Genomic DNA, 26141 nt, shown 5'->3' on the forward strand with positions numbered 1-26141 from the left:
AAAAATCTGTGGATATCGTGAAAGGACGGGAGAGACCCGCCGCAGTTATCCACAGATTTTCTGTTCTCATCCATGAACCCCCGTGGTCGGGCAGGCTAGAACTATGTCAGAAACATATTCCGGTCTCCACGGCAGTGTAAGTCCCGTCCGCTCGGATATAGATGTTATTGCCTATGCGGTCCACACTCTGGGTTTTTGGCCCGAGAAATCAGTGGTCTTGGTGGCGATGGGGGATAAACATACGGGCCCCGTCATCAGAATAAGCGTCGACTCGTTGAGGGTGCCTGATACCCGGATAGAGCAGGTACTTTCTCGGTACCTTTCGGTTATGCCGGATCGGTTGGAGGGGGAACCTCTGGGGAATTTTTTTACCCTCATCTTTGGTGGGGGAAACCTGCGGGCTCGTCAGCTCAATCCGCGCACCTTTATCCAGCCCAGTCTGCAGGAGATAGAGCGGGATGCGAGAGAGGCTGGGAAACTTACCGGCTGGATTCGGGGGAGTGCGTTAGCGGCACAGCACGGGCAGAAAAGACTGGTTGACGTGTTTTATGTGGGCGGGGTGAGTCGCTACGGTATGGGGGAGGATGGCCGGAGGTTTATGTTCAGCGGCTTCGTCGATGACGTGTTGAAAAGCTCTCTCTACCTGGATCTGTTGGCCCGGGGCTCGGTGGTGACCCGGCGTGAAAAAGATGCTTTTGAGGTGCACTCTTTCGACGCCCTTGCCAGTCGAAAGGTGGCGGAGGCGACTGCGTGGGGGCGGGAATCCCGGATGTGGTTTGAGCAGTATAGGCGAGCTGTAGATCGAGACGGTGATTACTGCTCCGATTTTCTGAGTCAAAAATATGCAGAGGCTACGCTATGGAATACGGCCCTCGAATCCGTGCAAAAACAGTTGGAGAGCATACACGGCGGGGTCGGGGACAGGGTGGGCGATGCCGATTATGCAGACTGCGTGCGTGATACTGTCCCAGCCCAGGTGGCGGGTTTTCTTGCCGCTACCCTGACCTCCCAGGCCAGTGCCCAGTTTGTGCTTTTTACCGCGGGTGAATCTTTGGAAGCGTTAGCCAGCCTGATGGAGGCGCTCGGAGAGGGGGCGGCCTCGGAGTCAGCCTGTGCTGAAGCCGCTCCCCAAGAACTGCCGGTGCTCTATCTGCCTGCGGCACTTTCTGGCGACGGTATTTTTGTGGACTGTCTAACGGAGCTTATACAACACCCCCGGTTTTTCACCGGTCAAAAACCGGGGGTGGAGAAGGAGCCGCCCCGGCGGTTTGCTCAAATGCTCACCGGTCGGTCGAGAAAGGCGCCGCACTGGGGGCGGCTCTTTGCCGTGGACTGTATGGTCTCGGTGCTGTCCATATTCGCGGACAGCGAGCAGTTGGGCCGGCTCTTTCAGATCCAAGCCTGGATGTCCTGGTTCAAGGGAAACGGCAGCCGCTCACACCATCTTCTTCTCCGAGCAAAAGAGCACCTTCCCTTTGAGGAATCACCGCTATCTGTGGTGCTAGATAATTCCCTGCTTCCTCTCTGGGTGGGGGAGCCCGAGCAGTGTTGGCGCAGTGACCGGTGGACGAAAGGTACGGTGTGAGATGATCCGACACAGGCGCCGGTGCCTGCTGCGGGTTAAAGAAAAAATCTGTCATACTAGTTTACTGGCCCGGTTTTGTCTGATATTAAGAAGCTTCCACTGACCCGGAATAAAACCCATCAACAGCACGTTGACAGGGGTGCACCCGGTAGGGTTTGGAGATTCTAATAGCACCCAGACTTGACAGGGTCTGAGGTGTTTTGGCTGTTTTCAGGGAGAAGCAGCCAATATTTCAAATGAGGAAAGGTACTCTGTGTCACCTGCTACACGCAAGAAGGCAACGGATAGCGAAGCTACCGAGACGAAGACTACTAGGGTCAAAAAGAAGCCTTCAACCCGCTCAAAGGCAAACACCGCAGCGGTTAAGGCATCTGACGAGACCGCTGATCTGGAAGTAAACGAAGAAACCAAAACGACAAAGAAGACTACGGCGCGCAAAACCGCTGCTAAGCCCAAGAAGCACACCAAATCTTCAACTCGCAAGAAAGCCGCCAAGGGGCCTAAAGACGACGAGCTTGACATTGACGCTACCGCGGTGGGCAGTGAAGGAGTCGAAGACTCTGAGGATGAGGAAGACAGCGAAGAGGAAACCGCCAAAAAAGAGGAGAAGAAGCAAAGCGAAGAGGTAGCGGCAAAACATAACGGTTTTGTGCTGACCTCGAATGACGATGACGATGCTCCGGCGGTTCGCGTGGTCACCCCCGGTGCTACGGCAGACCCGGTGAAGGATTACCTCAAGCAGATTGGTAAGGTGTCCCTGCTGAATGCTGAGCAGGAGGTTGACCTTGCGATGCGTATTGAGGCGGGTCTTTATGCCGAGCACAAGCTGATGGAAAATCCTCAGATGGATCGTGAACGGAAGAAAGAGCTTCGCTGGGTGATTCATGACGGCCGCCGTGCTAAGAATCATCTGTTGGAGGCTAACCTGCGTCTGGTTGTTTCGCTGGCTAAGCGTTACACGGGCCGGGGTATGCTCTTTCTCGATTTGATCCAGGAGGGTAACCTGGGGCTAATTCGCGCGGTGGAGAAATTTGATTATTCCAAGGGTTTTAAGTTCTCTACCTATGCGACCTGGTGGATTCGTCAGGCGATTACGCGCGCTATGGCTGACCAGGCACGCACTATCCGTATTCCTGTGCACATGGTTGAGGTTATTAACAAGCTTGCCAGGGTGCAGCGGCAGATGCTTCAGGATCTTGGGCGAGAGCCTGCCCCCGAGGAGCTGGCGAAAGAGCTGGACATGACTCCGGAGAAGGTTATTGAGGTTCAGAAATACGGTAGGGAGCCCATCTCTTTGCACACTCCGCTGGGCGAAGACGGTGATTCCGAGTTTGGTGACCTGATCGAAGATTCTGAGGCCATTGTTCCCGCCGATGCTGTGTCATTCACCCTGCTTCAGGAACAGCTTCACTCGGTGCTGGATACGCTCTCTGAGCGTGAGGCCGGTGTGGTTGCCATGCGGTTTGGGATGACAGATGGTCAGCCCAAGACTTTAGACGAGATCGGAAAAGTGTACGGGGTAACCCGGGAGCGTATCCGTCAGATTGAGTCGAAAACCATGTCAAAGCTGCGCCACCCCTCGCGGTCGCAGGTTTTGCGCGACTATCTCGACTAGATCACCGCAGATAAAATTCGGGCCCCAAGATGTGTACTTGGGGCCCGAGTGTTATCTATTCGGAAGGTGGGTTTTTAGCGCAGGCGATCTGTTTGGTCGTCCCAGCCGATGGCAATGTCGCGGAGTTTAGCTTCGTTTTCGCGGGCGTGATGGCCGCAGAAGATGAGCTCGTTGCCGGAGGCTAGGGTGACGCGCACATAGGCCTGTGCCCCGCAGGCATCGCAGCGGTCTGCGGTGACTAGCGGACGGGTTTCAAGAGTGGTCTCCATGCTGTTCTCCTTGTTTCGAGGTCTATTTTCCCTACCCATATAACCACCAAAAAGTACAGACTGCCCGTTCTTTCGCTCTCGGCTAGCCAGGCCGGCCACCCCTTGTTCTTGGGGAACCTGTACTACACTAGATAGGCAAACCAACCCACCTCACAGGAGAGCCCGTGGCAGCCAGTAACTACACAGCCCGCAACCTTTCTGTCTTGGAAGGTCTCGAGGCAGTCCGTAAACGCCCCGGCATGTATATCGGCTCCACCGATTCCAGGGGCCTCATGCATTGTCTCTGGGAGATCATTGATAACTCGGTGGATGAGGCCCTGGCTGGGTTTGGACAGTCAATCGAGATTATTCTCTACCGTGACGGCTCGGTAGAGGTGCGTGATGACGGCCGCGGGGTACCCACCGATATCGAGCCGCGCACCGGGCTCACCGGTGTTGAGGTGGTGTACACCAAACTGCATGCCGGTGGTAAATTTGGTGGCGGTTCGTACTCGGCATCGGGCGGTTTGCACGGGGTGGGGGCCTCCGTGGTTAATGCGCTGTCATCTCGTCTTGACGTGCAGGTTGATCGCGGCGGCAAAACCTACCAGATGAGTTTCAAACACGGTATCCCGGGTAGGTTTAGTGATTCTCGCACCCCCCATCCCGACGCCAGCTTTCAAGAGTCGCAGGAACCTAACGATTCGCTCGTGCAGGTGGGGAAAGCAAAACGGGGGGTAACCGGAACCAGGGTGCGCTACTGGGCGGATCCTCAGATTTTTACCCCCGATGCGCGGTTCAGCTACGAGAACCTTACCCAGCGGGCACGCCAGACATCCTTTCTGATTCCGGGGCTGCGTATAGCTATTCGGGATGAACGACGACTGCCGGGCACCCCGGGTGAGTTTGGGACCCACGAGGAGGTTTTCCAGCATGACGGGGGTATTTCGGAGTTTGTGGACTATCTCGCCCACGACTCGTCGGTGACCGATACCTGGCGTTTTCAGGGGCGGCAGACTTTCACGGAGACTGTGCCGGTGCTCGATGAGCAGGGCCATTCGCAGCTTCAGGAGGTGGAGCGGGAATGCGAAGTTGATATTGCTCTGCGTTGGGGAATTGGGTATGAAACGACCGTGCGGTCCTTTGTCAATATTATTGCCACCCCCAAGGGCGGTACCCACGTGAGTGGTTTTGAGCAGGGGCTGCTGAAAACCTTCCGTCAACATATTGCGGCTAATGCCCGCAAGTACAAGGTCAAAGATAACGAAAAAATTGAGAAGGACGATGTGCTGGCCGGGCTGACCGCGGTTCTTACAGTGCGTCTTGCCGAGCCCCAGTTTGAGGGGCAGACTAAAGAGGTTCTTGGTACTTCAGCCGCCCGGCAGATTGTTTCAAAGATCGTGGCTAAAGAGCTTGGTGAGCGGTTAAAGTCGACGACTCGGGCCGAGAAGCAGCAGGCGGTGACCCTTACAGAGAAGGTGGTGGCCGAGATGAAGTCGCGTATCTCGGCCAGGGTGCACAAAGAAACCCAGCGGCGGAAAACCGCCCTGGAGACGAGTTCTATGCCGGCCAAGCTTGTCGATTGCCGCTCCGATAACGTCGAGCACTCTGAGCTATTTATTGTGGAGGGTGATTCGGCTTTGGGTACGGCCCGGTTAGCTCGGTCGTCAACCTATCAGGCGCTTCTCCCCATTCGCGGCAAGATCCTCAATGTGCAGAAGGCTACTCTCACGGATATGTTGGCTAACGCCGAGTGCGCTGCAATTATTCAGGTGATCGGTGCGGGGTCGGGGCGAACTTTCTCGCTAGAGGATATCCGCTATAACAAGGTTATTATGATGACCGATGCCGATGTCGACGGTGCCCATATTCGTACACTGCTGCTCACCCTCTTCTACCGCTATATGCGCCCGCTGGTTGAGGCGGGCCATGTTTACGCGGCGGTTCCACCCCTGCACCGGGTGGAGGTGGTGCACAGGGGTAAACCTAACGAAATGGTGTACACCTATTCGGAGAGAGAGCTCACCGATGTGCTGGCCGGGTTGGAGGCATCGGGCAGACACTACAGGGAACCGATCCAGCGGTATAAGGGTTTGGGTGAGATGGACGCGGACCAGCTAGCGGAAACCACCATGGACCCCCGACACCGGCTGTTGCGGAGGGTGAGAGTCGAAGATGCTGAGGCGGCCGAACGCGCTTTTTCGCTGTTGATGGGGAGCGAGGTTGCCCCCCGTAAAGAGTTTATTGTCAGCGGTGCCCACAAGCTCGATGAAAATCAGATTGATATGTGATACCGGTACATGTTTGAGGGGCGACAACAAGCGCTATACGAGAAATTTGTGGTAAGAGACACTAGGCTGGGGGTATGGTTGAAAATCTATCGCAGCTTCCCCTGGTGACAGTGACCCTTACCGGCGCAGCCGGCCACATTGGCTACGCGACTGTGTTCCGCATTGCTTCCGGTCGTATGCTGGGCCCCAACGTGCGGGTGCGGCTCAACCTCCTTGAAGTGCCGCAGGCGCAGCGGGCGCTGGAGGGTACAGCCATGGAACTGGTGGACTGTTCTTTTGACCTGCTGGAAGAGGTGAATACTTTTACCGATCCACGCCTGGCTTTTGAAGGTGCAGAAGTGGCGATGCTGGTGGGCGCCCGTCCCCGTACCAAGGGCATGGAGAGGTCAGACCTTCTGCAGGTCAACGGCGCAATCTTTTCGGAGCAGGGGCGGGCTCTCAACGACGGGGCAGCCGATAGTGTGCGGGTGGTTGTGGTGGGTAACCCGGCCAACACCAATGCCTTGATTGCGGCTTCACACGCTCCCGATATTCCCCGAGAACGCTTTACCGCCCTAACCCGGTTGGATCATAACCGTGCCGTGGCTCAACTGGCACAGGTGGCGGGCGTGCACACCCGCGATGTGAGCGGGGTGGCTATTTGGGGTAATCACTCGGCCAGCCAGTATCCCTCGGTCACCCAGGCTCGCTTGGCGGGGCGGAACGCCGCGGAGGTTCTGGCGGAGAGGGGGCTCGGGCACGAGTGGCTTGCTGAGGATTTTATTCCCCGTATCGCTCACCGGGGTGCGGAGATTATCGATGTTCGGGGAGCCTCGTCGGTGGGTTCTGCGGCACACGCGGCGATTGAGCATATTCAGCTGTGGATGGGTGTCTCCCGTGAACCGGGGCAGAGTGTTCAGACGTCTATGGCTGTCCCCACCACCGGGGCCTACGGGATTGAGGAAGGGCTTATTTGCTCTTTCCCGGTAATCTGCCAAGATGCTGATTACCGGATCGATGAAACACAGTTTCTGGATGATTTTTCCCGTGACCGGATAGAGAAGTCAGTGGACGAGTTGCGCCGGGAGAAAGAGGCGGTGGCGGCTTTGGGCCTGCTGGGTCCGTGCTGTTAGGGGTACCGGTGCCGTAGCCCCTACCCGGCACTGGCTGTATCACCGGGTCTTACGGTCAAAGAATTTCTATGAATATTTTCATATCCGCAGTACCCGAACGCGCAGGGCGGTATAGCGGGTGGATCGACGAGTCAGCGGAGATGCCGTGACGGTGGGGCACCTGTCCGATGTGAGGGAAGAGAGAACACTCTACCGATATATGGGTTTGATAGGCTAAAACTTTTCGGCGTCAGGGGTGCAAGCGGTGCGGATGACGACACACTGTGTAGTCCCTTCAAAAATTATTGTGCTGTTCACCTTTAGTGATCTGTCAAATTACTGCCGACAACATAGTGACAGATTGTGTCTACCCTAATATCACGACCCGTCGGACACGGTTACTCTATTCCTATCACCGGTTTCTTTTCCGCAATAGTACGGGGCGCGGAAAGGGAGCTAGAGTCATTGCAAGCACCTCAAGAGGAATAGCCGTGGATCCCTTAACTATTGCGCGGTGGCAGTTTGGCGTCACCACCGTATACCACTTTTTCATGGTCCCCCTTACCCTGGGTCTGGGCCCGCTCGTAGCATATTTTCACTGGCGCTATGTGCGCACCGGGCAGGAGCGTTTTAAGAGGCTCACCAAATTCTGGGGAAAACTCTACCTGATCAACTTTGCCATGGGTGTGGCGACCGGGCTGGTTCAGGAGTTTCAATTCGGTATGGCCTGGAGTGAATACTCTCGTTTTGTGGGAGACGTTTTTGGTGCTCCCCTGGCCATGGAGGGCCTCTTTGCCTTCTTCTTTGAATCGACTTTTATTGGCCTGTGGATTTTTGGCTGGGGCAAGCTTAAGCCCACCGTTCATGCCTGGACGATCACCATCGCTGTCGCCGGATCCTGGGTATCTGCCTATTTCATCCTGGTAGCCAACTCCTGGATGCAGCATCCGGTGGGCGTGGAAATGGTCAATGGCCGCCCCGTGATGACCGATGTTTTTGCCGTGCTCTTCAACAGTACCGCCCTGGTCACCGTGCCCCACGTACTCACCGGTGCCCTCCTGGTCGGTGGAGCATTCATGGTTGGGCTGGGCTGGTGGCACCTGTGGAAGCGCCGGCACGACGGTATTGATACCGTGGTCGATGGTAAGGTCGTCGTTGGGGAGCGGGCCGAGGGGGTGCGTGACCGTGAAGATTTTTACGCCTGGCGGTATTCGCTGCGGTTCGGTGCGGTGATTGCCATTCTCGGGTTTGTGGGTACCGCTTTCACCGGCCACGCCCAGGCGCAGCTTATGATTGAGCAGCAGCCCATGAAGATGGCCGCGGCAGAGGCTGCCTGTGAAGATGGCACCGAGTTTTCGCTTTTCTCTGTTAGCTTTGACCCCTCATCGCAGAGCTGTGATCACCTGGAAACCGTGCTTGCGGTCCCCGGGCTGCTATCCTTCCTCGCCTACGAAAATTTTAGTCAACCGGTCCCCGGCGTTGAAACGCTACTGGAACAGTACCGCCAAGAGCTGGGCACCACCTACCCGGACGACCCGGCAACTTACGGCGAGCTTGCTGGGAAAGAAATTGACTACACCCCGGTTTTTGAGGTGACCTACTACGGTTTCCGCGGTATGTTCACCCTGGGCGGCCTGTCGGCGGCGGTGGCTGTCTACGCCCTCTGGGCAACCCGTAAAAAAGGTGTGGGTACTGTACCGGAATCGCGGCTGCTCAAGAATGGGCACCTTGCGGCAATTTGGTTTCCCTTCCTGGGAAACTCTGCGGGCTGGATCTTTACCGAGCTGGGAAGACAGCCCTTTGTGGTAGCCCCCAACTTCGCCGATAATACGGCCGTTATGCTCTTTACGGCCGCCGGCGTATCTCCGGAAGTCTCGGTGGGCACCTATCTCTTCTCACTGATCACCTTTGCCCTGCTATACGGTGGACTGGCTGTGGTTGAGATATACCTGCTCACCAAATACGTGCGAAGCGGTATTGTTGCCGCTATGCCCGAGCTGGTGGTTGAACCGGAAGAAAAAACAGACAACGACCGCGATGTCCTCGCGTTTGCCTACTAAGTAAGGGGGAGGGAATACACCATGAATATCTTTGCGGATCAGCCGCTGCTGCCCACGGTCTGGTTTATTATTATCGGAATCTTCTGGATTGGGTACCTGATTCTTGACGGCTTTGACCTGGGCGTGGGCATGATGATGTCCAGGATCTTCTCGAAAAATGAGAAGGAACGCCGTCTGCTTCTCAACACCATTGGTCCGGTCTGGGACGGCAACGAGGTATGGTTGGTCACCGGCGGGGCAGCAATTTTTGCCGCCTTTCCCTTCTGGTACGCCTCACTGTTTTCGGCCCTCTACATTCCGCTCACACTCGCCCTGGTCTTCCTGATCCTGAGGGTGGTGGCTATCGACTACCGCGGTAAAAAAGTGAGTAGACGATGGACCGTGTGCTGGAATGCGGCTATTTCTGTCTCATCGTTCTTTATTGCTTTCCTGGTGGGTGCCCTGTTGGGTATTACCTCAACGGGCCTACCCATCAACGCCAACGGTGACGTTGTTCATTCCTTTGCCTGGGTATCCAACCCCTTCACCTATGTGGGCGGACTGGGGATCGTTTTCTTCAGCTACCTGCAGGGGCTTGCCTTCGTGGCGCTTAAAACGGATGGTGATATTCGCTACCGGGCACGGAAACAGCTGGTTCGTTTTCTGCCGTTGGGTGTTCTCCCGGCCATCGGATGGGCGCTGCATCTTCAGTTCAATGGTTCCAGCGCCGGGATCCTTTCCTGGACTGCTCTGGTGTTGGCTGTCTGCGGGGCCGCCTTAGCCTATCTTTCAGCGTGCACCGGACGAGAAGGGTGGGCTTTTCTGGGCTCTTCGCTCTTTATGGCCTTCGGTTTTCTAGCCATCTTTCTGGCGCTCTATCCCAACCTTTTTCCCTCGACCACTGATCCGGCCTACAGCCTGACGATAGCCAATGCTTCAAGCTCGGAGTACACTCTCATGATCATGACCTGGCTGGGCGTATTTATGCTACCGCTGATCATGCTCTACCAGGGATGGAGCTACTACCAGTTCCGCAAGCGCATGAGGGTTGAGCATATCCCCGACGCTCACGATGTCACCGATTTAGCCAAGCTCTCTCAACCCGCGCCCCGCTAGCTGAAATTCTTGAAGTCTCACTGTGCCTAACGGTAGAGTGAGACTTCAAGAGACTGCAAGACCTTACTCGGTGGTACTGCTGAGATGGTTCGGGCTAGCACCATGTGTTCCGTTAAATCTTCACGGTTTATGCAGATATTCTCGATAGAATTTTAGAGACACACCCTAGGCACAATTCGCACCGAAAGTTAACCGTTACACTATGGAAAAGCGACCGCCTCTTGGTCCCCGAGCAACATTTAACCTTGGTATCTTTGCGGTTCTGACTGCGCTCAAGTCACTGGCCCTTATCATGTTTGCAAGCGTGATCGGTACAACTCTCACCTATATGGCGAGGTTAACCTTTAGGGCGCTACACGAGAACCAAACGTACACCTCAGCGCAGACAGAACAGCTCGCTATTTTTTCGGGTAATGCCCAGGCACAGGTCAGCGGTATCTGGCTTTCGACCCTGGGATTCGAACCCGGTGTTAGCGTTCTGCTGGCCGTGGGGCTGCTGGCTGCTGTGCTTCGAACCGCAAGTGACTGGGCCCTTAACTATTTTGCCCAGCGTGCGGCAACCGGGGCTAAGTCGCAGATTCGGTTGCAGCTGGTTGATAGGGTGCTAGCAACCGGGGGCGTTGATACTCCCGATGGTACCGGCGCCACCGCAGTGCTCATTTCACGCGGGCTCGATTCTCTCGATAGCTACTACACCAAAACCCTCACCTCTATGGTGAGTTCGATCATTATTCCGGTTATTCTGCTGGCCTATATCGCTTTTCATGACATTATTTCGGCACTGGTCATCCTGGTGACCCTGCCTCTTATTCCGCTGTTCATGGTGCTCATCGGTAAAACCACCCGCACCGATACAGCCCGCTCGCAAAAAGAGCTTTTACGCCTGTCCGACCACATTGTTGAGCTGGTCAAGGGGCTGCCGGTGCTGATCGGTTTGGGCCGTGCCCGCGCCCAGTCTAAGGCACTTACAGACCTGGGGGAGCGCTACCGTAAAACAACCATGGTCACGTTGCGTTCTGCCTTCATGTCTTCTTTCTGGCTGGAGCTGATCACCACTATTTCGATAGCGGTGGTGGCGGTATTGATCGGCGTGCGACTGGTCAACGGTGAGATGGGGCTTGATGTCGCCCTGCTTGCCCTTATCCTGGCCCCCGAGTGCTATCAACCCCTGCGTGAGGTGGGTACCGCCTATCATCAGTCCGAGGACGGTGTTGCCGCACTTCGCCGTGCGCGGGAGATGGTTGAGAGGCCTCTGCCCACCAAGGGCGTCGACCCCGAGGGCGAGGACCTACTCGCCCAGCATGTGAGTGTCTTCTACCCTGACCGTGGCCGAGTACTCAACGACGTCAACTTTCGGATAAAACGCGGCACAACCACAGCGATTACAGGCCCTTCCGGCTGCGGCAAGTCGACCCTGCTGGGGGTGCTGAGCGGGTCTGTGCTGGATGGCCTGATACCCACCGGATCTCAGGAGCCGGTGAAGGTGAGCGGCAGTGTGAGCGGTACCGGTGAGACCGTCTGGGTGAGCCAGTCACCGGCTTTTATTGCTAACTCTGTGCTCAATGAGGTAGCTTTCTACGGGTTTCCTGCCTATGTTGAGTATGAGGAAGATCTTGATGCGGTGCTGACCTTGGTCAGTGATAGCGGCCCCATGTCGCTGTCGGAGAAGGGGCGCCGCCGCTATATGGGCTACCTTAAAGTGGTGGGGCTTGAGGAGTTTGCGGACCTGGCCCCCGAGTCGCTGAGCGCTGGGCAAATGCGGCGGCTCGCTATCGCTCGCACACTGGCCAGGGTTGATGCGCTAGAGAAAGTGGGCAGGCATGTGACCGTGCTGGTCGATGAGCCTACCGCCCACCTCGATCAAGCCGCTTCTCAGCGGGTTAACGCGTCTTTGGCTGCGCTGGCGGCCACGGGGGCCACACTGCTGATCGTAACCCACGATCTTTCCCTGGCTGAGCGCACCGACTATCTGCTTAACGCCGCCGTGGATAAGCGCGGTACAGCAACCACCTGGACTTTGACCCCGGCCGGTAGGAAAGGCTGGGATCTTGAAGCCTTTAAGAAGTCGGTGCGGGAGTCTCCTGCGCCGGAGCCCAAGAAGAAGGCCGTGAGAGGTGCGGCTGAGACCCGGATGCCCCTGGGCAGAACCCTGCGCACGGTGAGTACACTGACCGGTATTCGAGCTCGTCAGGCTATTCTTCCGGTACTTTTTTCGGTGCTTACCGCTTCGTTTGCTATCTCACTCACCGCGCTTTCGGGTTGGTTGATCGTGCGTGCGGCCGAGCAGCCGGCCATGATGTACCTGCTGGTTGCGGTGGTGGGGGTTCGTTTCTTTGGTTTGGGGCGGGCCACCATGCGTTACGCTGAGAGGCTTCGCACCCACGACGTGGTGTTGCGTGCAGCTAATACGCTGCGGGTGCGGGCCTGGGATTCGGCGGGGCACACGGTCCTTTCCATTCGTTCGCTTTTGCGCGGTGATAAGATTCTTGACCGCCTGGTGGGGGATATTGACGAGCTGCGCGATACCCTGCCACGCCTGGTGTTACCGGTGGCGACGCACCTGTGCGTGATGGTGCTGGCCGTGGCGGTGACCGCCTATGCTGTGCCGGGGGTGTTGCCTGCGGTTTTGCTGGGGGTGCTGATATCGACTTTCCTCATTCCGATGCTGGTTCGTTATACCGACCACCGTGCGGATTCTTCGGCGCGTGAGTCGACGTCGGAGCTGCTGCGGTTGGGCGTATCGACTCTCAATGCTGCCCCGGATCTGCGTGCGAACGGTCTTAACGATCTGATGGTGACTGCTTTTGCTGAGAAGGATCGCCGTAATGTGGAGTCTGTTCTTGCGGGGTCACGGTCAACGGGGTTTGGGCACGGGCTCACGGCGCTCACCTGGTGGGGGGCAGCGCTAGGTGTTGTTGGGATGAGCTGGACTTCGGTGCGGCAGGGGGATGTGACCGCTACTGCCGTGGCGGTTGTGGTGCTCATGTGCACTGCCCTGTTTGAGACTACTTCTGCGCATGTTGAGGCGGTGCGGTTGTGGCCCGCTTTTTCTCGGCTGGTGGCGCGTATTGAGCCGTTGGCTGATTCTCAGAAGGTCGATGCTGGGGAGAGCCGTGATGGGGATACCGTTTTGCAGGGGGTGGAGCCGGGTGCCGCGATTACTCTGGATATTGACGGTGTTTCAACCCGCTGGCCGGGTATGAAGGAGCCGGCTTTTGCGGGCTTGAGCGCCTCGGTGAAGTCAGGGCAGTGGCTGGGTATTACCGGCCCTTCTGGTTCGGGTAAAACCACTGCCTTGGCGACGCTGCTGGGTTTTCTTCCCGCTGAGACCGGCACGGTGACCGTCAACGGTAGAGTACTTTCCCAGTCTGATTTGCGCGGCTATGCTGCATGGTGTCCGCAGTCTGCCTATATTTTTGAGTCGTCAATCGCGAATAACCTGGCGTTGGCCGCTCCCGGTGACCGGAGGCCCAGCGAGGAGGAGATGTTTTCTGTGCTTGACCGGGTGGGGCTGGGCCGTTTTGTGCGTTCACTGCCGCAGGGGTTGAACACCCAGGTGGGGGCGGGTGGCTCCTATGTTTCCGGTGGGCAGCGTCAGCGTATCGCTATTGCGCGTACCCTGCTCACGGAGTCTTCTCTGCTACTGATGGATGAGCCGACCGCTCATCTTGACGCACCTGCGGCTAAAGCGCTGATTGCCGAGGTGGCTCGGGGAACTAAGGTGAGCCAGGAGCTGGTGGAGCGGATGGCTCAGCCGGGATCGGGCGTGCAGGTTCCACCCGCGGTGGTACTGGTGTCACACCGTGCCGAGGATATTGAAGCCTGCGATATGACGGTGACACTGTAGCGGATGTGCGGGTTTTTTGGGTGTGAGATTATTTCCTCACCCTGTGAGGCTCGGTAGGTTTTGGCTTTCTCGGTGGTAATGCAGGCGGAGGTATTGACATGCAGGGATATCGCCCGAGCAAGCCTGGGATTCAGATGTTTATTAAAGTGTTATGGTAAATAAAGATTTAACATTACTAATTATACCAGCAGTTCCAGTTATTTTAGTAAGTTCACTCACGGGCGGCATGTCTGCTGAACTTTTCCAATTATATTACATAAACTATAGAGGTTTGTCACCATCAGTTATATCAATAGCTTCCTTGTTGATGCTAGCAAGCGTGCCGTTGCAGATTTATTTTCCATACATAGTTGGTAAATTCGGCTACCATAGGTCTGCATCTTTTGGTTTAATATTAATTCAATTAGCACTATCTTTAAACATATTAATCGCAATTTTTGGGGATAATTCTGCGACAACCATAACTATAATAGTTTTCCTCTGTTTTACCGCAGAAGCTGGTATATCGCTAACGTATGGAACATGCTGGGGACCTATATTCGCACAAGCATCTACAACAGAAAGCAGACCGGTTGCATTAGGATGGCAGAAATCGCTGAGTCAAGCAACAATGTTGCTGTCATTTTTGATAATTAATTTTCAAAGGAATGCTGAGCTAAATTCATTTCTCTTTGTAGTAATAAACTCTATAGCTATGGCACTGGCGATACTTGCATCAATCTCGATAAGAAAAATAATCCACAGTGTAGACAGTATCGAAGACAGAAATGTAGCCTTTAAAATCTCAGATTATATTGAAGTATTTAGATCTAGAGACAGGGCTAATTTTATATTAACTAATTGCCTTATGCCGTTTGTGGCTATACCTTTACTTCCTGTATATTTTCATAACCTTGATTTCAGCGATAGATTTATACTATTTATCGCCACTACAAGAGTGCTGTCAATTATTCTAGTTTCTCCTATCAATGGAAATATCCTACAAAGAATCGGGAATCAGTCATTTTTATCAAAAATTTTTCCTGTATTTTTGATAGATATACTTTATCTCCATACTTGCTCCGCGCGGAGGTAATTTTTATGCAGCTACAGTATGGTTAATTATTTCTATTTCTTTCTTTATATTAAAAAATGCGCTAAGCATCTCGGTCAGCGATATAGTTATGGAAAGTGTAGAAGAGAAAGTTCAGTTGCCATTTTATAATACCTTAGATATTATCTCCTCTGGAGCTGTACAACTTAATATAATTGTATCTGGAATATTATTATCGAGCACAGATGCTATATTTTATGAAAGTAAACTTTTGCTGATAGATTCACAAAAAATATATTTTATCGTAGGCCTGTTCGCATTACTTTATAGCATGAGATACTATATTAAATTCACTAAAATTGATGAGCGTCCTCTTCAATGCGACAAAAATGATTGTTAAATCTCTACATACTGGCAGATTCTCGCATAGGTAAACAGTGCTCACAAACTTTATGAGGGGTACGGAAGGTGAGTTCGGAAACCATGACCTTTCACAATGAAAATCACACTAGAACAGTGCCTCGGGGCTGTTCTCCTTTACCACCGGTAGTCTCTCGTTCACCGCATAGGCTGGACCTACCGCAGCGATCGCCTGAGCCAGAGGTACCCCCGACCCGTCGCGGGCAGAAAACTCGGTAGGCAAAGCTCTGGCCACCCCGGCAGCAGATACCGCCTTAGCCGGGCCAACCCCCACAAAAGCCAGCACAAGCTTACTCTCTCCGGTGAGAAAACGATGACCACGTACCCCCGACGTAGCGCGTCCCCTCACCGGAAACTCCGCTAACTCGGACACTTTCACCGAACCCAGCTCACCGGCAGCACCGTCGGTTACCGTCACCACCACAGCCGCAGACCCCGGCACCGTTACCCCAAAAGCTAGCACCGAATCGCCGGGCGCAAGCTTAATCCCGGCAACCCCGCCACCGGCCCTACCCTGCGGGCGCACACTACCGGAACTAAAAGTCAACACCTTCGCCTGCTCGGTTACAAAAGTCAGACTCAAATCATCACCGGGACAGGGCGCAACAGAAACCACCCTGTCCCCATCCTTGAGCTTAATAATCTCCCAGTCATCGGCATTGAGAGGATAATCCGGGTTCACCCTTTTCACCACACCACCGGACGTAGCAAGCGCCAGCACACTATTAATCGGTGCCAAACCCACCAGGGTCTCACCGCGGGCAAGCGACAGCACCTCGCTTGCCCTCACACCCGAGCCGAGCAGGGGAGTACCCCGCGAATCGTCGAGCACCACCAAATCCATCACGCCCAGGCGAATCATCCGCCCCAGAGAAGTCACGGCCCCAATCTCGCCGCGGGCGGTTGTCTCCACCGCCGAAAGTAAAGCATCATGCTTAATCCTCTTTCCCGGCTCCGCCAAAGGCACCAAACCTTCGGTCGCCGGAACCGTGCGCCCAATCTGCCCGGATGTCGACAGCAGTACCCAGCAGGGGTCATCGGCAATTTCAAGGGCCAAACCAAGCCCCTTCTTACCCTTCCGCTCATCGGATACGGCGATTACCTCAAGATCATCCTTCTCCGTCAGCCGGGTACGACGGTCGCTACCGTAGCGGTCTGCAACCTCCTGCAACTCCGCAGAAACCAGCGCCCGCAGCCTCACCTCATCGGCAAGAACACCCTCAAGCTCACCGATCTCCCGCTCCAGCTCAGCTTTCTCCCGCTCCAGCTCAAGACGTGAATACTTGGTGAGCTGCCGCAGCCGCAACTCAAGAATATGGTTAGCCTGAACCTCGGTAAGATCAAAAACCCCCATAAGTCGCTGCCGAGCCTGAGCTGTCTCATCCGAAGAACGGATAATCTGAATAACCTCGTCAATATCAACGACTGCAACCAGCAAACCCTCCACCAGATGCAGCCGGTCACGGCGCTTAGCCAGCCGGTAAGAAGTACGCCGCCGCACCACCTCAACCCGGTGACCGACATACACCCGCAAAAGATCAAGCAGGCCAAGAGTATTGGGCTGACCATCCACCAGGGCAACATTATTAATACCGAAAGAATCCTCAAGAGGAGTGAACTTATAGAGGGACGCTAAAACAGCCTGCGGGTTAAAACCGTTCTTAACCTCAACCACCAGGCGCAAACCGTTCCTGCGATCGGTAAGATCCTGCACATCGGATATACCCACCAGCTTCTTTTTAGCCACCCCATCTTTAATCTTCTCAATCACCTTCTCGGGACCGACCATATAGGGCAGCTCGGTAAAAATAATCCCCTGCCTACGCGCAGACACCTGCTCAATCGAAGCCCGAGCACGAGTCTTAAAAATACCCCGCCCCGACTCATAGGCATCCCTGACACCCTTCAATCCCACAATGGTCCCGCCCGAGGGCAAATCGGGGCCCGGAATAAATTTCATGATCTCCCGAAGCCCGGCTTCCGGATGGTCAAGAAGATACCTGGCACCGGCCACCACCTCCCGAAGATTGTGCGGGGGCATATTGGTCGCCATACCCACCGCGATACCCGAAGACCCGTTCACCAGAAGGTTAGGAAAAGCTGCGGGCAACACCGAAGGCTGAGTGAACTGGTTGTCATAGTTGGGAACAAAATCCACCACATCTTCATCAAGATCAGCGGTGAGAGCCAGCGCCGCCGAATCCATGCGCGCCTCCGTGTAGCGCGATGCTGCCGGGCCGTCGTCCAGGGAACCAAAGTTGCCGTGCCCGTCCACCAGGGGCATACGCATGGCAAAGGGCTGCGCCAGGCGCACCATAGCATCGTAGATAGCCGAATCTCCGTGAGGGTGCAGCTTGCCCATGACCTCACCCACCACGCGGGCAGATTTTACGTGTCCGCGATCCGGGCGTAACCCCATCTGCTGCATCATATAGAGGATGCGGCGCTGTACCGGTTTGAGACCGTCCCGGGCATCGGGTAAAGCACGCGAATAGATGACCGAGTAGGAGTATTCGAGAAAGCTTGTTTCCATCTCGGACGAGACATCAATATCGACAATGTTCTCAACGACATCGGTGGGGAAATCATCGTGTACGGTCTTGGAGCGGCGCGCCATAGGTACCTCAACAGTCTTCTAGCACAAAATATTTCAGGGCACAGTGCCACCATTCTAGCGTCTTTGCCCACAGAGAAGAGTCTTTGCCTATCCAACCGCGCCCGTAGCAAGAGTACAGGGGTATGTTCTCCATCGGGTTTCAACTAGGCTTAGAGAAACGGAGCTCACAACGTCTAAAGGAGGAAACCCCCGTGGTAGATAACCGGCAGCAGAAACCCGGTGCTTCTTCAGGCCCCACCACAGCAGAAATCCCCTTTATTTATCCCGCGCACTGGGAGGCAGACGTTGTCCTGCGTGACGGTGCTACAGCCCATCTTCGCCCGGTGCTTCCCACCGATAAACGGGCTCTGGAAACCATGTATGCGGGGCAGAGCGAGAGAACCATATACCTGCGCTTCTTTGCGCCCAAACCCACGCTCAGCGATAAAGAACTCACCCGGTTTACCACGGTTGACCATCTAGACCGGGTTGCCCTGGTGATCTACCTGGGAGAAGAACTCATAGGAATTGGCCGCTACGACCGCACGCACCGGACTACCGAAGCGGAGGTCGCTTTTATGATCTCTGACCGGCACCAGGGCCGCGGTATCGGTTCCATTCTTCTGGAGCATCTGGCGGCTGCTGCCAAAGAGCGAGGTATTCAGCGGTTCACGGCAGAGGTGCTACCCGAGAACCGCGCCATGCTCAATGTCTTCTCAGATACGGGCTACGAGATAAGCCGCGAGTTTGACGACGGGGTGGTGACGGTCGGGTTCGATATCGACCCCACCGACCGCTCCCGGCAGGTGATGGAGACGCGGGAGCACCGTGCCGAATCACAGTCGATTGCTGGGCTTCTCACCCCTCGTACTGTAGCGGTTATCGGTGATAAGCCGAGCTGGAAAGAGACGGGGTTGCCGGTGCTGCACAGCCTTGTCTCGGGCGGGTTTCGTGGCGTTGTCTACGGGGTCTGCCCCGGCCACGAAAACGGGCAAATATGCGAGGGGGCACGGCTGGTGGGCGCGCTGGACGAGATACCGGAACAGGTTGATCTTGCCCTGATAGCTGTATCCGTGGAGAAAGTGTCGCAGACGGTGGCTGCGGCCGGGGCCGCCGGGGTGCGGGGGTGCCTGATCTATACCGAATTCGGTGCCGGTGACCGTGCCCGTCAGAGATCACTAGTGCGTTTGGCGCGGAAACACGGTATGCGCATTATTGGGCCAACATCGTGGGGGATACTCAATAACGATCCGGCGGTGAAACTCGATGCCACCCTGACCCCTCACGTCCCTCGGCCGGGTACGCTCGGTATTTTCAGCCAGTCACCGGCGATTGGTTCGGTGCTCTCACACACCGCTGTGCGCAAAAATATCGGGGTGTCATCGCTGGTATCTGCCGGACACCGAGCCGATGTTTCCGGCAACGACCTGATGCAGTACTGGGAAGATGACCCCCGCACGGCGGTGTGTGCTCTCTACCTGGAATCGATCGGTAACCCGCGTAAGTTTAGTCGTATTGCCCGAAGACTTTCTCGGACCAAGCCGCTGATCGTTTCAAAGAACACCTTCACCGGACTGCACCTGCCGCCGGGGCACGCGGGTAGAACCTCTATAGCCCCCACCGGGGCACTGGACTCCATGTTTCACCAGTCGGGGGTGATCAGCGCTGAATCCAGTGAGCAGGTGCTCGATATTGCCCAGCTCGTGGTGTCTATGCCGCTACCGGCCGGGCGCCGGTTGGCGGTGGTTTCTAACGCGGTGTCTCTGGGGCAGATGGTGGCAGACCGTGCCGCCGGTTGCGGTATTGAGGTTAGGCTGTCTGAGACCGTCACCGTCGGCAGTGAAGCCGACTACGAGGCTTTCGCTGAGGTTTTTACCGCCGCCCTGGAATCCTCGGATATTGATGTTTTGGTGGGGATTTTCCTCACCGAGGGGGTGTGCGATCCGCACCGGGTTTCCTCCCTACTTTTGGGCGCTGCACGGGCCACCGGTAAACTCGCTGTGGGGGTGTTCCCGGGCATTGTTGACCGGGCGCAGGTGATGCGGGGCATCTTCATTCCCGCAGGGGAAAGCGGGGATGGGCCCGAGGACCCTGACCAACACATCAGCGGTTTACCCTGTTACACCTCACCGGCACCCGCCATTGAGTCCCTGGCCAGTGTGATGAACTATACGGAATGGCGGAGCAGGGAAAAAGGTGTTTTTTCTGCCCCCTCCGGGGTAAAGCCCAAGGACACCGCGGACTTTATTGGCACCCTGATGCCTCGGGTGCAGGGGGAGACGCTGCACAGCCTCAACCAGGGCGAAATCTCCCATATTTTGAGCCTCTACGGGGTTCACCTTCTTCCCTTTACGCTGGTATCCGATACGGACGAGGCACTGGCGGCAGTAGATAGGGCTGGAGGCTACCCCGTGGTGCTGAAATCAACGGATGAGTTTCTTGCCCGCCGGATCGATCTGGGCGGAATCCGACTCAATATTGCCAACGACACCCAACTGGCGCACGAGCTGGTGGCCTTGAAAGACACCGTAGCCAGGTACGGTGGCGGATCTGCCACCGAGATAGCACTCCAAAAACAGGTGCCGGCGGGGCAGGCGGCGGTGCTTGAGGCCATTGAAGACCCGCTGCTAGGCCCGGTCATCTCCTTCGGTATGAGCGGGGACCCCACGGCTCTTTTGGGGGACTGGGCGCACCGTATCCCACCGCTGACCGCTCACGATGTTCACCAGCTCATTCGCGAACCCAAAGCAGCTGCCCGGCTTTTTGGTGAGAACGAGCTACCGGCAGTGCGTGTTGATCTGCTTGAAGACCTCACTACTCGGATTGCCCTGTTGAAGGATAACCACCCCGAGATCGGCTACCTCCAACTGGCCCCCATTATTGTTACCGGGCAGGACCTTACCGTTGCCATGGCCCGCATGAAGCTGGGAAACCCGCAGCAGCGCGCCGATTCTGCCCGGCGCACCATGAACATGAACTAGGCTAGCCGGGGCACCGCAAACCGGGGAGGGACATCAATTAGAATGGAGTGTGCACAGCAAGCCATGAAAGAGGTAACCACCCATGCCCCATGAGACTCCGCAGACCCTCGAAGAATCTATTACCCGACATAGTTTCTATCCGGATCTGGTAAAGGATGCTGTGGCAGACGGTCTCATGGGTCTCACACCGAAAGCTCACCTGGTGCAGCTGGAAACACATTTTGACCGGGGAGAAGTTCACCGCCACATCACGGTGTTGGCGCTTACCGGCAGGTTTTTAGTGGTTGCCCACCTCGACGATGCCCAGGTAGACGAGTCTGGACAGAGGGCACTTGCCCAGGTGAGCGTGGAGACCCTTCCGGTTTCGGCGATCGGTACCATGGCGCTCAGCTCCTCCTACCCGGACCCGCAAGATTACACACCCGCAAGCACAGCAGCAGAAATCTCTCTCATGATTTCGTGGACCGGTGGGCAGCGGATCGATCTACAGCCGGCAGACTGCCCGGACCCCACATGCACCGCCGACCACGGGTACTCCGGTGTAGCCCCCAGCGAAGATCTTGTGCTGCGTATCAGCGCCACCGCCGACGGGCCGGAACTGGTGGAACAGGCCCGAGAGTTTGCCCGTGCCCTGCGCGCCGCCCAGCTCGGGGTTGATAGGTGGTGAGCACGGTAGACTTTTGCGGTTCGGAGTTGCCGGCAACGCCCGGCTACGGTGGAGGAAACGTTGCCGATATTTTTGAGTCGGCAGGGACACTGGTTGACCGGGGCGGTATAGCCCCTGACCGGCACCCGCTACGAGGGGAGGGCGGCCACGACCTGCTAGGTCTTCGGCGTCGGGTTGAAGAAGCCGGCTACGATCCCGCCGGCTACCGCAGCGTGTGCGTGGTGATGGTGGACGGGCTGGGGGAGAAGCTGCTCCGCCGCTGGGGCTCCTACGCCCCCTACCTGAAGAAGGTCACCTCGCTGGGTCCGCTACACTCGGCGGTTCCCTCAACCACCGCAGCCTCGCTCACCTCCTTCGGCACCGCGCTTGCCCCCGGCACCCACGGGGTGGCCGGCTACGAGGTAAAAAATCCGCAGACCGGGGCTGTGATGAACCAGCTATCGGGCTGGGACAGGCAGGTTAACCCGCGCAGTTGGCAGCCCTACCCCACCGTTTTTGAACGCTACGAAAACCACTGCGACGTTGCCACAGTGTCCCTGGGCAAATACCGGGGGAGCGGACTGAGCGAATCGGGTCTTCGCGGCGGACGTTTTATTCACGCCCAGTCACCGGCGGCCCGGGTAACCATGGCCACCTCAATCCTGTCCTCCCGACAACCCTCCCTGGTGTATATGTACTGGGGAGAGCTTGATCAGGCAGGCCACCGCCACGGTGTGGATTCCCGGCAGTGGCTCAATCAGCTTGAAGAGCTCAACCTTGCGATGCGGCGGATGGCGGAGCGGCTTCCCCCCGATGTGCTTCTCCTGCTCACCGCAGATCACGGCATGGTAGATATCCCCGCAGACAACCGGATCGATTATTCACAGACCGCCAAGCTGGTGGAGAACCTCGACCTCGTAGCCGGTGAGCCGAGGATGGTGCAGCTTCACCTGCGAGATAAAACCGCCGCCGCCCGACGTATCACCCTGGAGAATTGGGCGGAGGCCTGGGGCCAGCACGCCTGGATTCTTGACACCGAAACCCTCTACGATGCGGGCTATTTTGGCCGCCCCGTCACCGAGCAGGCAAGAGAGCGGATCGGCGATATCATTATTGCCTGCCGCAGCGATATAGCTCTCTACGATATGCGACACTACAAGCCCCACTCGCTCAAGATGGTGGGCCAACACGGGTCCCTGACAGCGGAAGAGACCTCTGTGCCTCTGCTGATGCTATCCACTAGCTAGCGGGGCTGGCCTCGAGATCACCCACCGGATTCTGATCGGTCCCGGCGGTATGACCGGTATCCGGGCCCTCCGTCTGGGGAGGTTCGGGAACGGTGTTTGGCTGATCAGTGTGCACACCGGAGGGAACCTCTATCTCCTGAGAGCCCGAGCTACCGCTGTCGCGAGCATCTTCTTCGCCCCACTGACCGGCATCGCCGACCTGCTGCGAAGGCTGCTGGACCTGCGGCCGAGACGGCGACGGTTGCGGCTGCACCCAATCCTGCTGCTCCTCCTGAATATCCTGGACCGGAGCCGCCGGGGTGGGGACATAGTCGACACTGCCGGGAGCCGGAGAAGTCTTTGTGTCTGTGTAGGTGACCGATGGCGAACCCGTCACAAACGAGGGGGTGGGGGCAACCGTTTCCACGGTACCCAGAGGAACCGTTGAAGAATCAGCGGTATCCTCACTCCCGGAACCACCCAGGGAGGAGAGAGCCAATGCACCGCCGGCAATGACCAGTCCCAGCAGACTCACGCCACCAATGAGCAGGGGGAGCCGTGACCCCCGATCCTCATCATCAAAAGAACTGTCATCGAGCAGGGGAAAGCCCCGCGTATCCAACTCAACAGCGCGGGTCTGCTCGGTACGCACTGCCTCAACACCGGCGATCAGCTCGGCCCGGTGGCTTTCGCTATCACCGAGACGTCCTCCTCCCGCTGCGGTGTCGGGGAAAGCCCCGGGATCAGTATGGGGTACGGGTTGTTCTGCGGGCCCTCCACCCAGGGGCAGCTGTTCGGTCAGCACCCCCGTGTCACCGCTAGAATCCGAGTCACTGACATAAACGTACCCCTCGTCGAGGGGTGAACGATCAGATTCCCCGGTCTGATTGTCAATCCCTGAATTTTTCCCCCACGGAGCGGAAATCTGATCGGTCACGGAGTCAGAGTGCAGGGGGTCCTGTTTGTCTGGCATCAAAAATCCTCAAAAGAGCAGTGCTGCGATACATGAATGAATAAGAGCTCTGCGAAAAGCTCTCACAAATTATTTTACGCGTCAACTATATTTTTTGAAGAAGCCCGGCCCGGTTATTTGCGTTGATTGCCAAAAATAATGTCATCCCAGCTGGGCACCGAAGTACGTTTGGCCCGGTGCCCAGTCCGAGCCCTCGAAACCTCGGCGGTGCCGCGGTTGGGGCCGTTTTGTCCGTCGGCCTTCTGGTCCGCTGTAGACTCCTTGCCTTCCAGATCCTTACCCTCATCGGGCACCACCTCAGCCCCACCGGCTGACTGCTGCCTGTTCGCCGGCAGATCCTCGGCGCGACTGACAAGGCTCAGCGGCTCAGACGAGGGCTGTGCCCGCTCCAACAGATCGGCTAGCTTGCGCTTGCGATGTGCGGACCTGCGGGAATCACCGAGGTCGGCGGCTACTGTCTGAGAGTCTGAGGTAACCGACTTACCGACGTCCTCGGTGGGCTCGTGAGACCCGATACCCGGTAGCGGTGCATCAGCGGTGTTGGTTCGACCCATCAAAAAGTAGGCGGCCTCATTGGAGGCGTAGATACTCTGATTGGCGGGATTATAGGTCCACCGTGCCGGGAAAAGCAGACCTGCCGGCATCGATTTCTTGCTCTCTGCGGAAAAATCGTAATCAACGCTGACAGTCCACTGCCCGGATTCCTGCTGGTAGGTGTTCCAGTCACCGGCAATGTCTGAAAAACCAAAGTGCTCGGCGACCCGGTGAATATGCTCATCGAGAGAGAGCGCAACGTTCTCGCTCTGGCGGGAAGAATCAGGGTGCGAGATTAGCACCCTGCGAGCGACGCTAATAATGTTGGCCCGCTCGGCAATAATGGGCCACTCATAGCGGCGCACCCGCTCAGCATCCCACCCCGACTCGGTCACAATCTCCTCGACGGTTGCGCCCTGCCGGAAACGCGCCTGAATATCGCGGGGCCCAAATGCCCCGGAACCGGATCGGCTACGAGCCGGCTGAATTCGGCGGGCCTTGGCGATACTGGTTCGTAAATTTTGGTCAATCGGCAAACGGAACTGAGAGCCGTCTGCCGATTCGAGAACGAGGTGCTCGCCGTCGTCGTGCACACCGGCCAGGCGCAGTTCAAGCATGGAAACTCCTGCTTCACAAAATGGGTATGTTGGAAAGTTCAAGAAAAGACTACCGCGGATCTTCAACCTGCGGTGAAGAGAAAACCCATAACCGCTCTAAAACGCCAAATATTTAAAAAATAATCTCAACTTAAAGTTGAATGTTTGCCTGCTGTTGACCGTCTATCCGCCTCGATCATCCCCGCGAATGAGGCCCACAGCGATATTTTTTCCTCCGGCACTTGCACGAAATGAATTTTTAGTGAAAAATGCTACGCGTTACCGTTACGACTCAGGCGCAAGCGCAGGGGCTGCACGGTGGCGAACCAGTCCCACAAGCTGCAAGATGCCCGTGTTTTTCACGGACACTACACATGACACACGGAGCGTGAGAGTACTATGGCAACCGATTACGACGCACCTCGTAAACAAGATGAAGAAAACAGTGAACAATCTATTGAAGAGCTCAACGCCCACCGCTCTGAAATGCAGTCAGGTGCCGTTGACGAAGACGAAAACGCCGCGGCGGAAAGTTTTGAGCTGCCCGGTGCGGACCTGTCCAACGAAGAACTCAACGTGGTGGTTCTTCCCGCTCAGGACGATGAGTTTACCTGCGCTTCGTGCTTTCTCGTGCGGCACCGCTCCCAGATTGCCCGCGAAGAGGACGGCCTACTCTACTGTCTAGAGTGTGAGGGTTAACGAGTTATCTTGCCCGGGTCTTTGTCTTCATTGAGGATCCGGGCAATTTTTTCTGGATGCCGGGTTGAGGCTATCCAGTAGGGTGTAGGGTCCGCGGGATCGGCTATCTCTATCCGCACTTTGGGGTCAATCCAGCCGCGAAAGCACATGAAGGCTCGGCCGTCAAGGGCGGGGCCTGCGGCGATACGGGCTGCTTCTCCCCGGAACGCCTCGGTTTCACCCAGGTAGGTGCGTTCAATCTGGGCCCTGCCCACGCGCAGAAGGACGGGTGTGATCTCGATAATGGGAGAGGTGGAGAAAAGAATGATTCCCACCAGAAAGAACACCACCACCGCCACCGCGTAACCTGCGCCGATGTTGATGGGGGCCGCAACAAAAAAGGACGCGGTTGCCGCACCGAGTGCGATGAGCCACATGCCGATACCGGGTGAGAGCCGTTCGCGGTAGATGGTGGTTGAGTCGGTACTCTCAGCAGACATGGATAAAACCCTCCGGATGGGACAGACGTGACCAGATGTATGGGGTGGTGCTTCAGAGGCACCTCCACCCATCTTAGTGGGTGAGGGCGGTCTGACCGGCATGGAATGGTATTGGGGCCTACCAGC

At 56.5% G+C, this 26141-nt stretch carries 17 protein-coding genes; 12 read left to right on the forward strand and 5 right to left on the reverse strand.

The genetic code is table 11. The features are described 5' to 3' along the window. The first annotated feature begins 103 nt into the window (after nt 1-103). Nucleotides 104-1585, forward strand: coding sequence for a hypothetical protein (locus tag ACS1BR_RS07345; protein ID WP_463561314.1), 1482 nt, complete (start codon nt 104-106; stop codon nt 1583-1585). A 253-nt stretch (nt 1586-1838) separates the two neighbouring features. Then, nucleotides 1839-3200, forward strand: coding sequence for an RNA polymerase sigma factor (locus ACS1BR_RS07350; protein WP_463561315.1), 1362 nt, complete (start codon nt 1839-1841; stop codon nt 3198-3200). A gap of 74 nt (nt 3201-3274) precedes the next feature. On the opposite strand, the gene ACS1BR_RS07355 is transcribed toward ACS1BR_RS07350, so the two are convergent. Further along, nucleotides 3275-3469, reverse strand: a complete 195-nt coding sequence (locus ACS1BR_RS07355; protein ID WP_463561316.1) for a DUF7455 domain-containing protein — start codon at nt 3467-3469, stop codon at nt 3275-3277. A gap of 164 nt (nt 3470-3633) precedes the next feature. On the opposite strand from ACS1BR_RS07355, the gene ACS1BR_RS07360 reads away from it, so the two are divergent. The 6 genes from ACS1BR_RS07360 (at nt 3634) to ACS1BR_RS07385 (ending at nt 14907) form a co-directional block, all read left to right on the forward strand. Next, nucleotides 3634-5739, forward strand: a complete 2106-nt coding sequence (locus ACS1BR_RS07360) for a DNA gyrase/topoisomerase IV subunit B (RefSeq protein ID WP_463561317.1) — start codon at nt 3634-3636, stop codon at nt 5737-5739. A gap of 74 nt (nt 5740-5813) precedes the next feature. Continuing rightward, a complete protein-coding gene (locus ACS1BR_RS07365) occupies nt 5814-6851 on the forward strand; it encodes a malate dehydrogenase (protein WP_463561318.1) in 1038 nt (345 codons plus the stop codon). Nucleotides 6852-7321: 470 nt separating this feature from the next. Further along, nucleotides 7322-8890: a cytochrome ubiquinol oxidase subunit I gene (locus tag ACS1BR_RS07370; protein WP_463561319.1), complete on the forward strand. Its 1569-nt coding sequence runs from the start codon at nt 7322-7324 to the stop codon at nt 8888-8890. 21 nt (nt 8891-8911) lie between these two features. Continuing rightward, nucleotides 8912-9985 (forward strand): cytochrome d ubiquinol oxidase subunit II, encoded by a 1074-nt coding sequence (cydB, locus tag ACS1BR_RS07375; protein ID WP_463561320.1) that lies wholly within the window; start codon nt 8912-8914, stop codon nt 9983-9985. A 202-nt stretch (nt 9986-10187) separates the two neighbouring features. Beyond that, nucleotides 10188-13832, forward strand: coding sequence for a thiol reductant ABC exporter subunit CydC (cydC, locus tag ACS1BR_RS07380; RefSeq protein ID WP_463561321.1), 3645 nt, complete (start codon nt 10188-10190; stop codon nt 13830-13832). A gap of 151 nt (nt 13833-13983) precedes the next feature. Next, nucleotides 13984-14907, forward strand: coding sequence for a hypothetical protein (locus ACS1BR_RS07385; protein WP_463561322.1), 924 nt, complete (start codon nt 13984-13986; stop codon nt 14905-14907). A gap of 466 nt (nt 14908-15373) precedes the next feature. Here ACS1BR_RS07385 and ACS1BR_RS07390 read toward each other — a convergent pair whose 3' ends face one another. After that, entirely contained in the window at nt 15374-17902 is a 2529-nt protein-coding gene (locus tag ACS1BR_RS07390; protein ID WP_463561323.1) for a DNA gyrase/topoisomerase IV subunit A, read from the reverse strand. A 191-nt stretch (nt 17903-18093) separates the two neighbouring features. Here ACS1BR_RS07390 and ACS1BR_RS07395 point away from each other — a divergent pair, with 191 nt between their 5' ends. The 3 genes from ACS1BR_RS07395 to ACS1BR_RS07405 all read left to right on the forward strand — a co-directional run bounded on the left by ACS1BR_RS07395 (nt 18094) and on the right by ACS1BR_RS07405 (nt 22755). Next, complete coding sequence (locus tag ACS1BR_RS07395) at nt 18094-20862, forward strand: GNAT family N-acetyltransferase (protein ID WP_463561324.1); 2769 nt, start codon at nt 18094-18096, stop codon at nt 20860-20862. A gap of 82 nt (nt 20863-20944) precedes the next feature. After that, entirely contained in the window at nt 20945-21529 is a 585-nt protein-coding gene (locus ACS1BR_RS07400) for a DUF5998 family protein (protein ID WP_463561325.1), read from the forward strand. Beyond that, the gene (locus tag ACS1BR_RS07405) at nt 21526-22755 is read left to right on the forward strand and encodes an alkaline phosphatase family protein (RefSeq protein WP_463561326.1); all 1230 of its coding nucleotides are present in this window, start codon (nt 21526-21528) and stop codon (nt 22753-22755) included. Before ACS1BR_RS07400 ends, ACS1BR_RS07405 begins: the two co-directional genes overlap by 4 nt. Here ACS1BR_RS07405 and ACS1BR_RS07410 read toward each other — a convergent pair. Beyond that, on the reverse strand, nt 22748-23707 hold the full coding sequence (locus ACS1BR_RS07410; RefSeq protein ID WP_463561327.1) for a hypothetical protein: 960 nt from the start codon (nt 23705-23707) through the stop codon (nt 22748-22750). The genes ACS1BR_RS07405 and ACS1BR_RS07410 overlap by 8 nt on opposite strands. A 113-nt stretch (nt 23708-23820) precedes the next feature. Continuing rightward, nucleotides 23821-24858, reverse strand: a complete 1038-nt coding sequence (sepH, locus tag ACS1BR_RS07415; RefSeq protein WP_463561328.1) for a septation protein SepH — start codon at nt 24856-24858, stop codon at nt 23821-23823. A 378-nt stretch (nt 24859-25236) separates the two neighbouring features. Between sepH and ACS1BR_RS07420 the strand changes: the two genes are divergently transcribed. Beyond that, nucleotides 25237-25536, forward strand: coding sequence for a DUF4193 domain-containing protein (locus ACS1BR_RS07420; protein ID WP_463561329.1), 300 nt, complete (start codon nt 25237-25239; stop codon nt 25534-25536). Here the strand turns inward: ACS1BR_RS07420 and ACS1BR_RS07425 are convergent. Next, nucleotides 25533-26015, reverse strand: a complete 483-nt coding sequence (locus ACS1BR_RS07425; RefSeq protein ID WP_463561330.1) for a DUF3093 domain-containing protein — start codon at nt 26013-26015, stop codon at nt 25533-25535. The genes ACS1BR_RS07420 and ACS1BR_RS07425 overlap by 4 nt on opposite strands. Nucleotides 26016-26141 lie beyond the last annotated feature (126 nt).

It is taken from the genome of Rothia sp. 18CD1-1 (assembly GCF_055285355.1).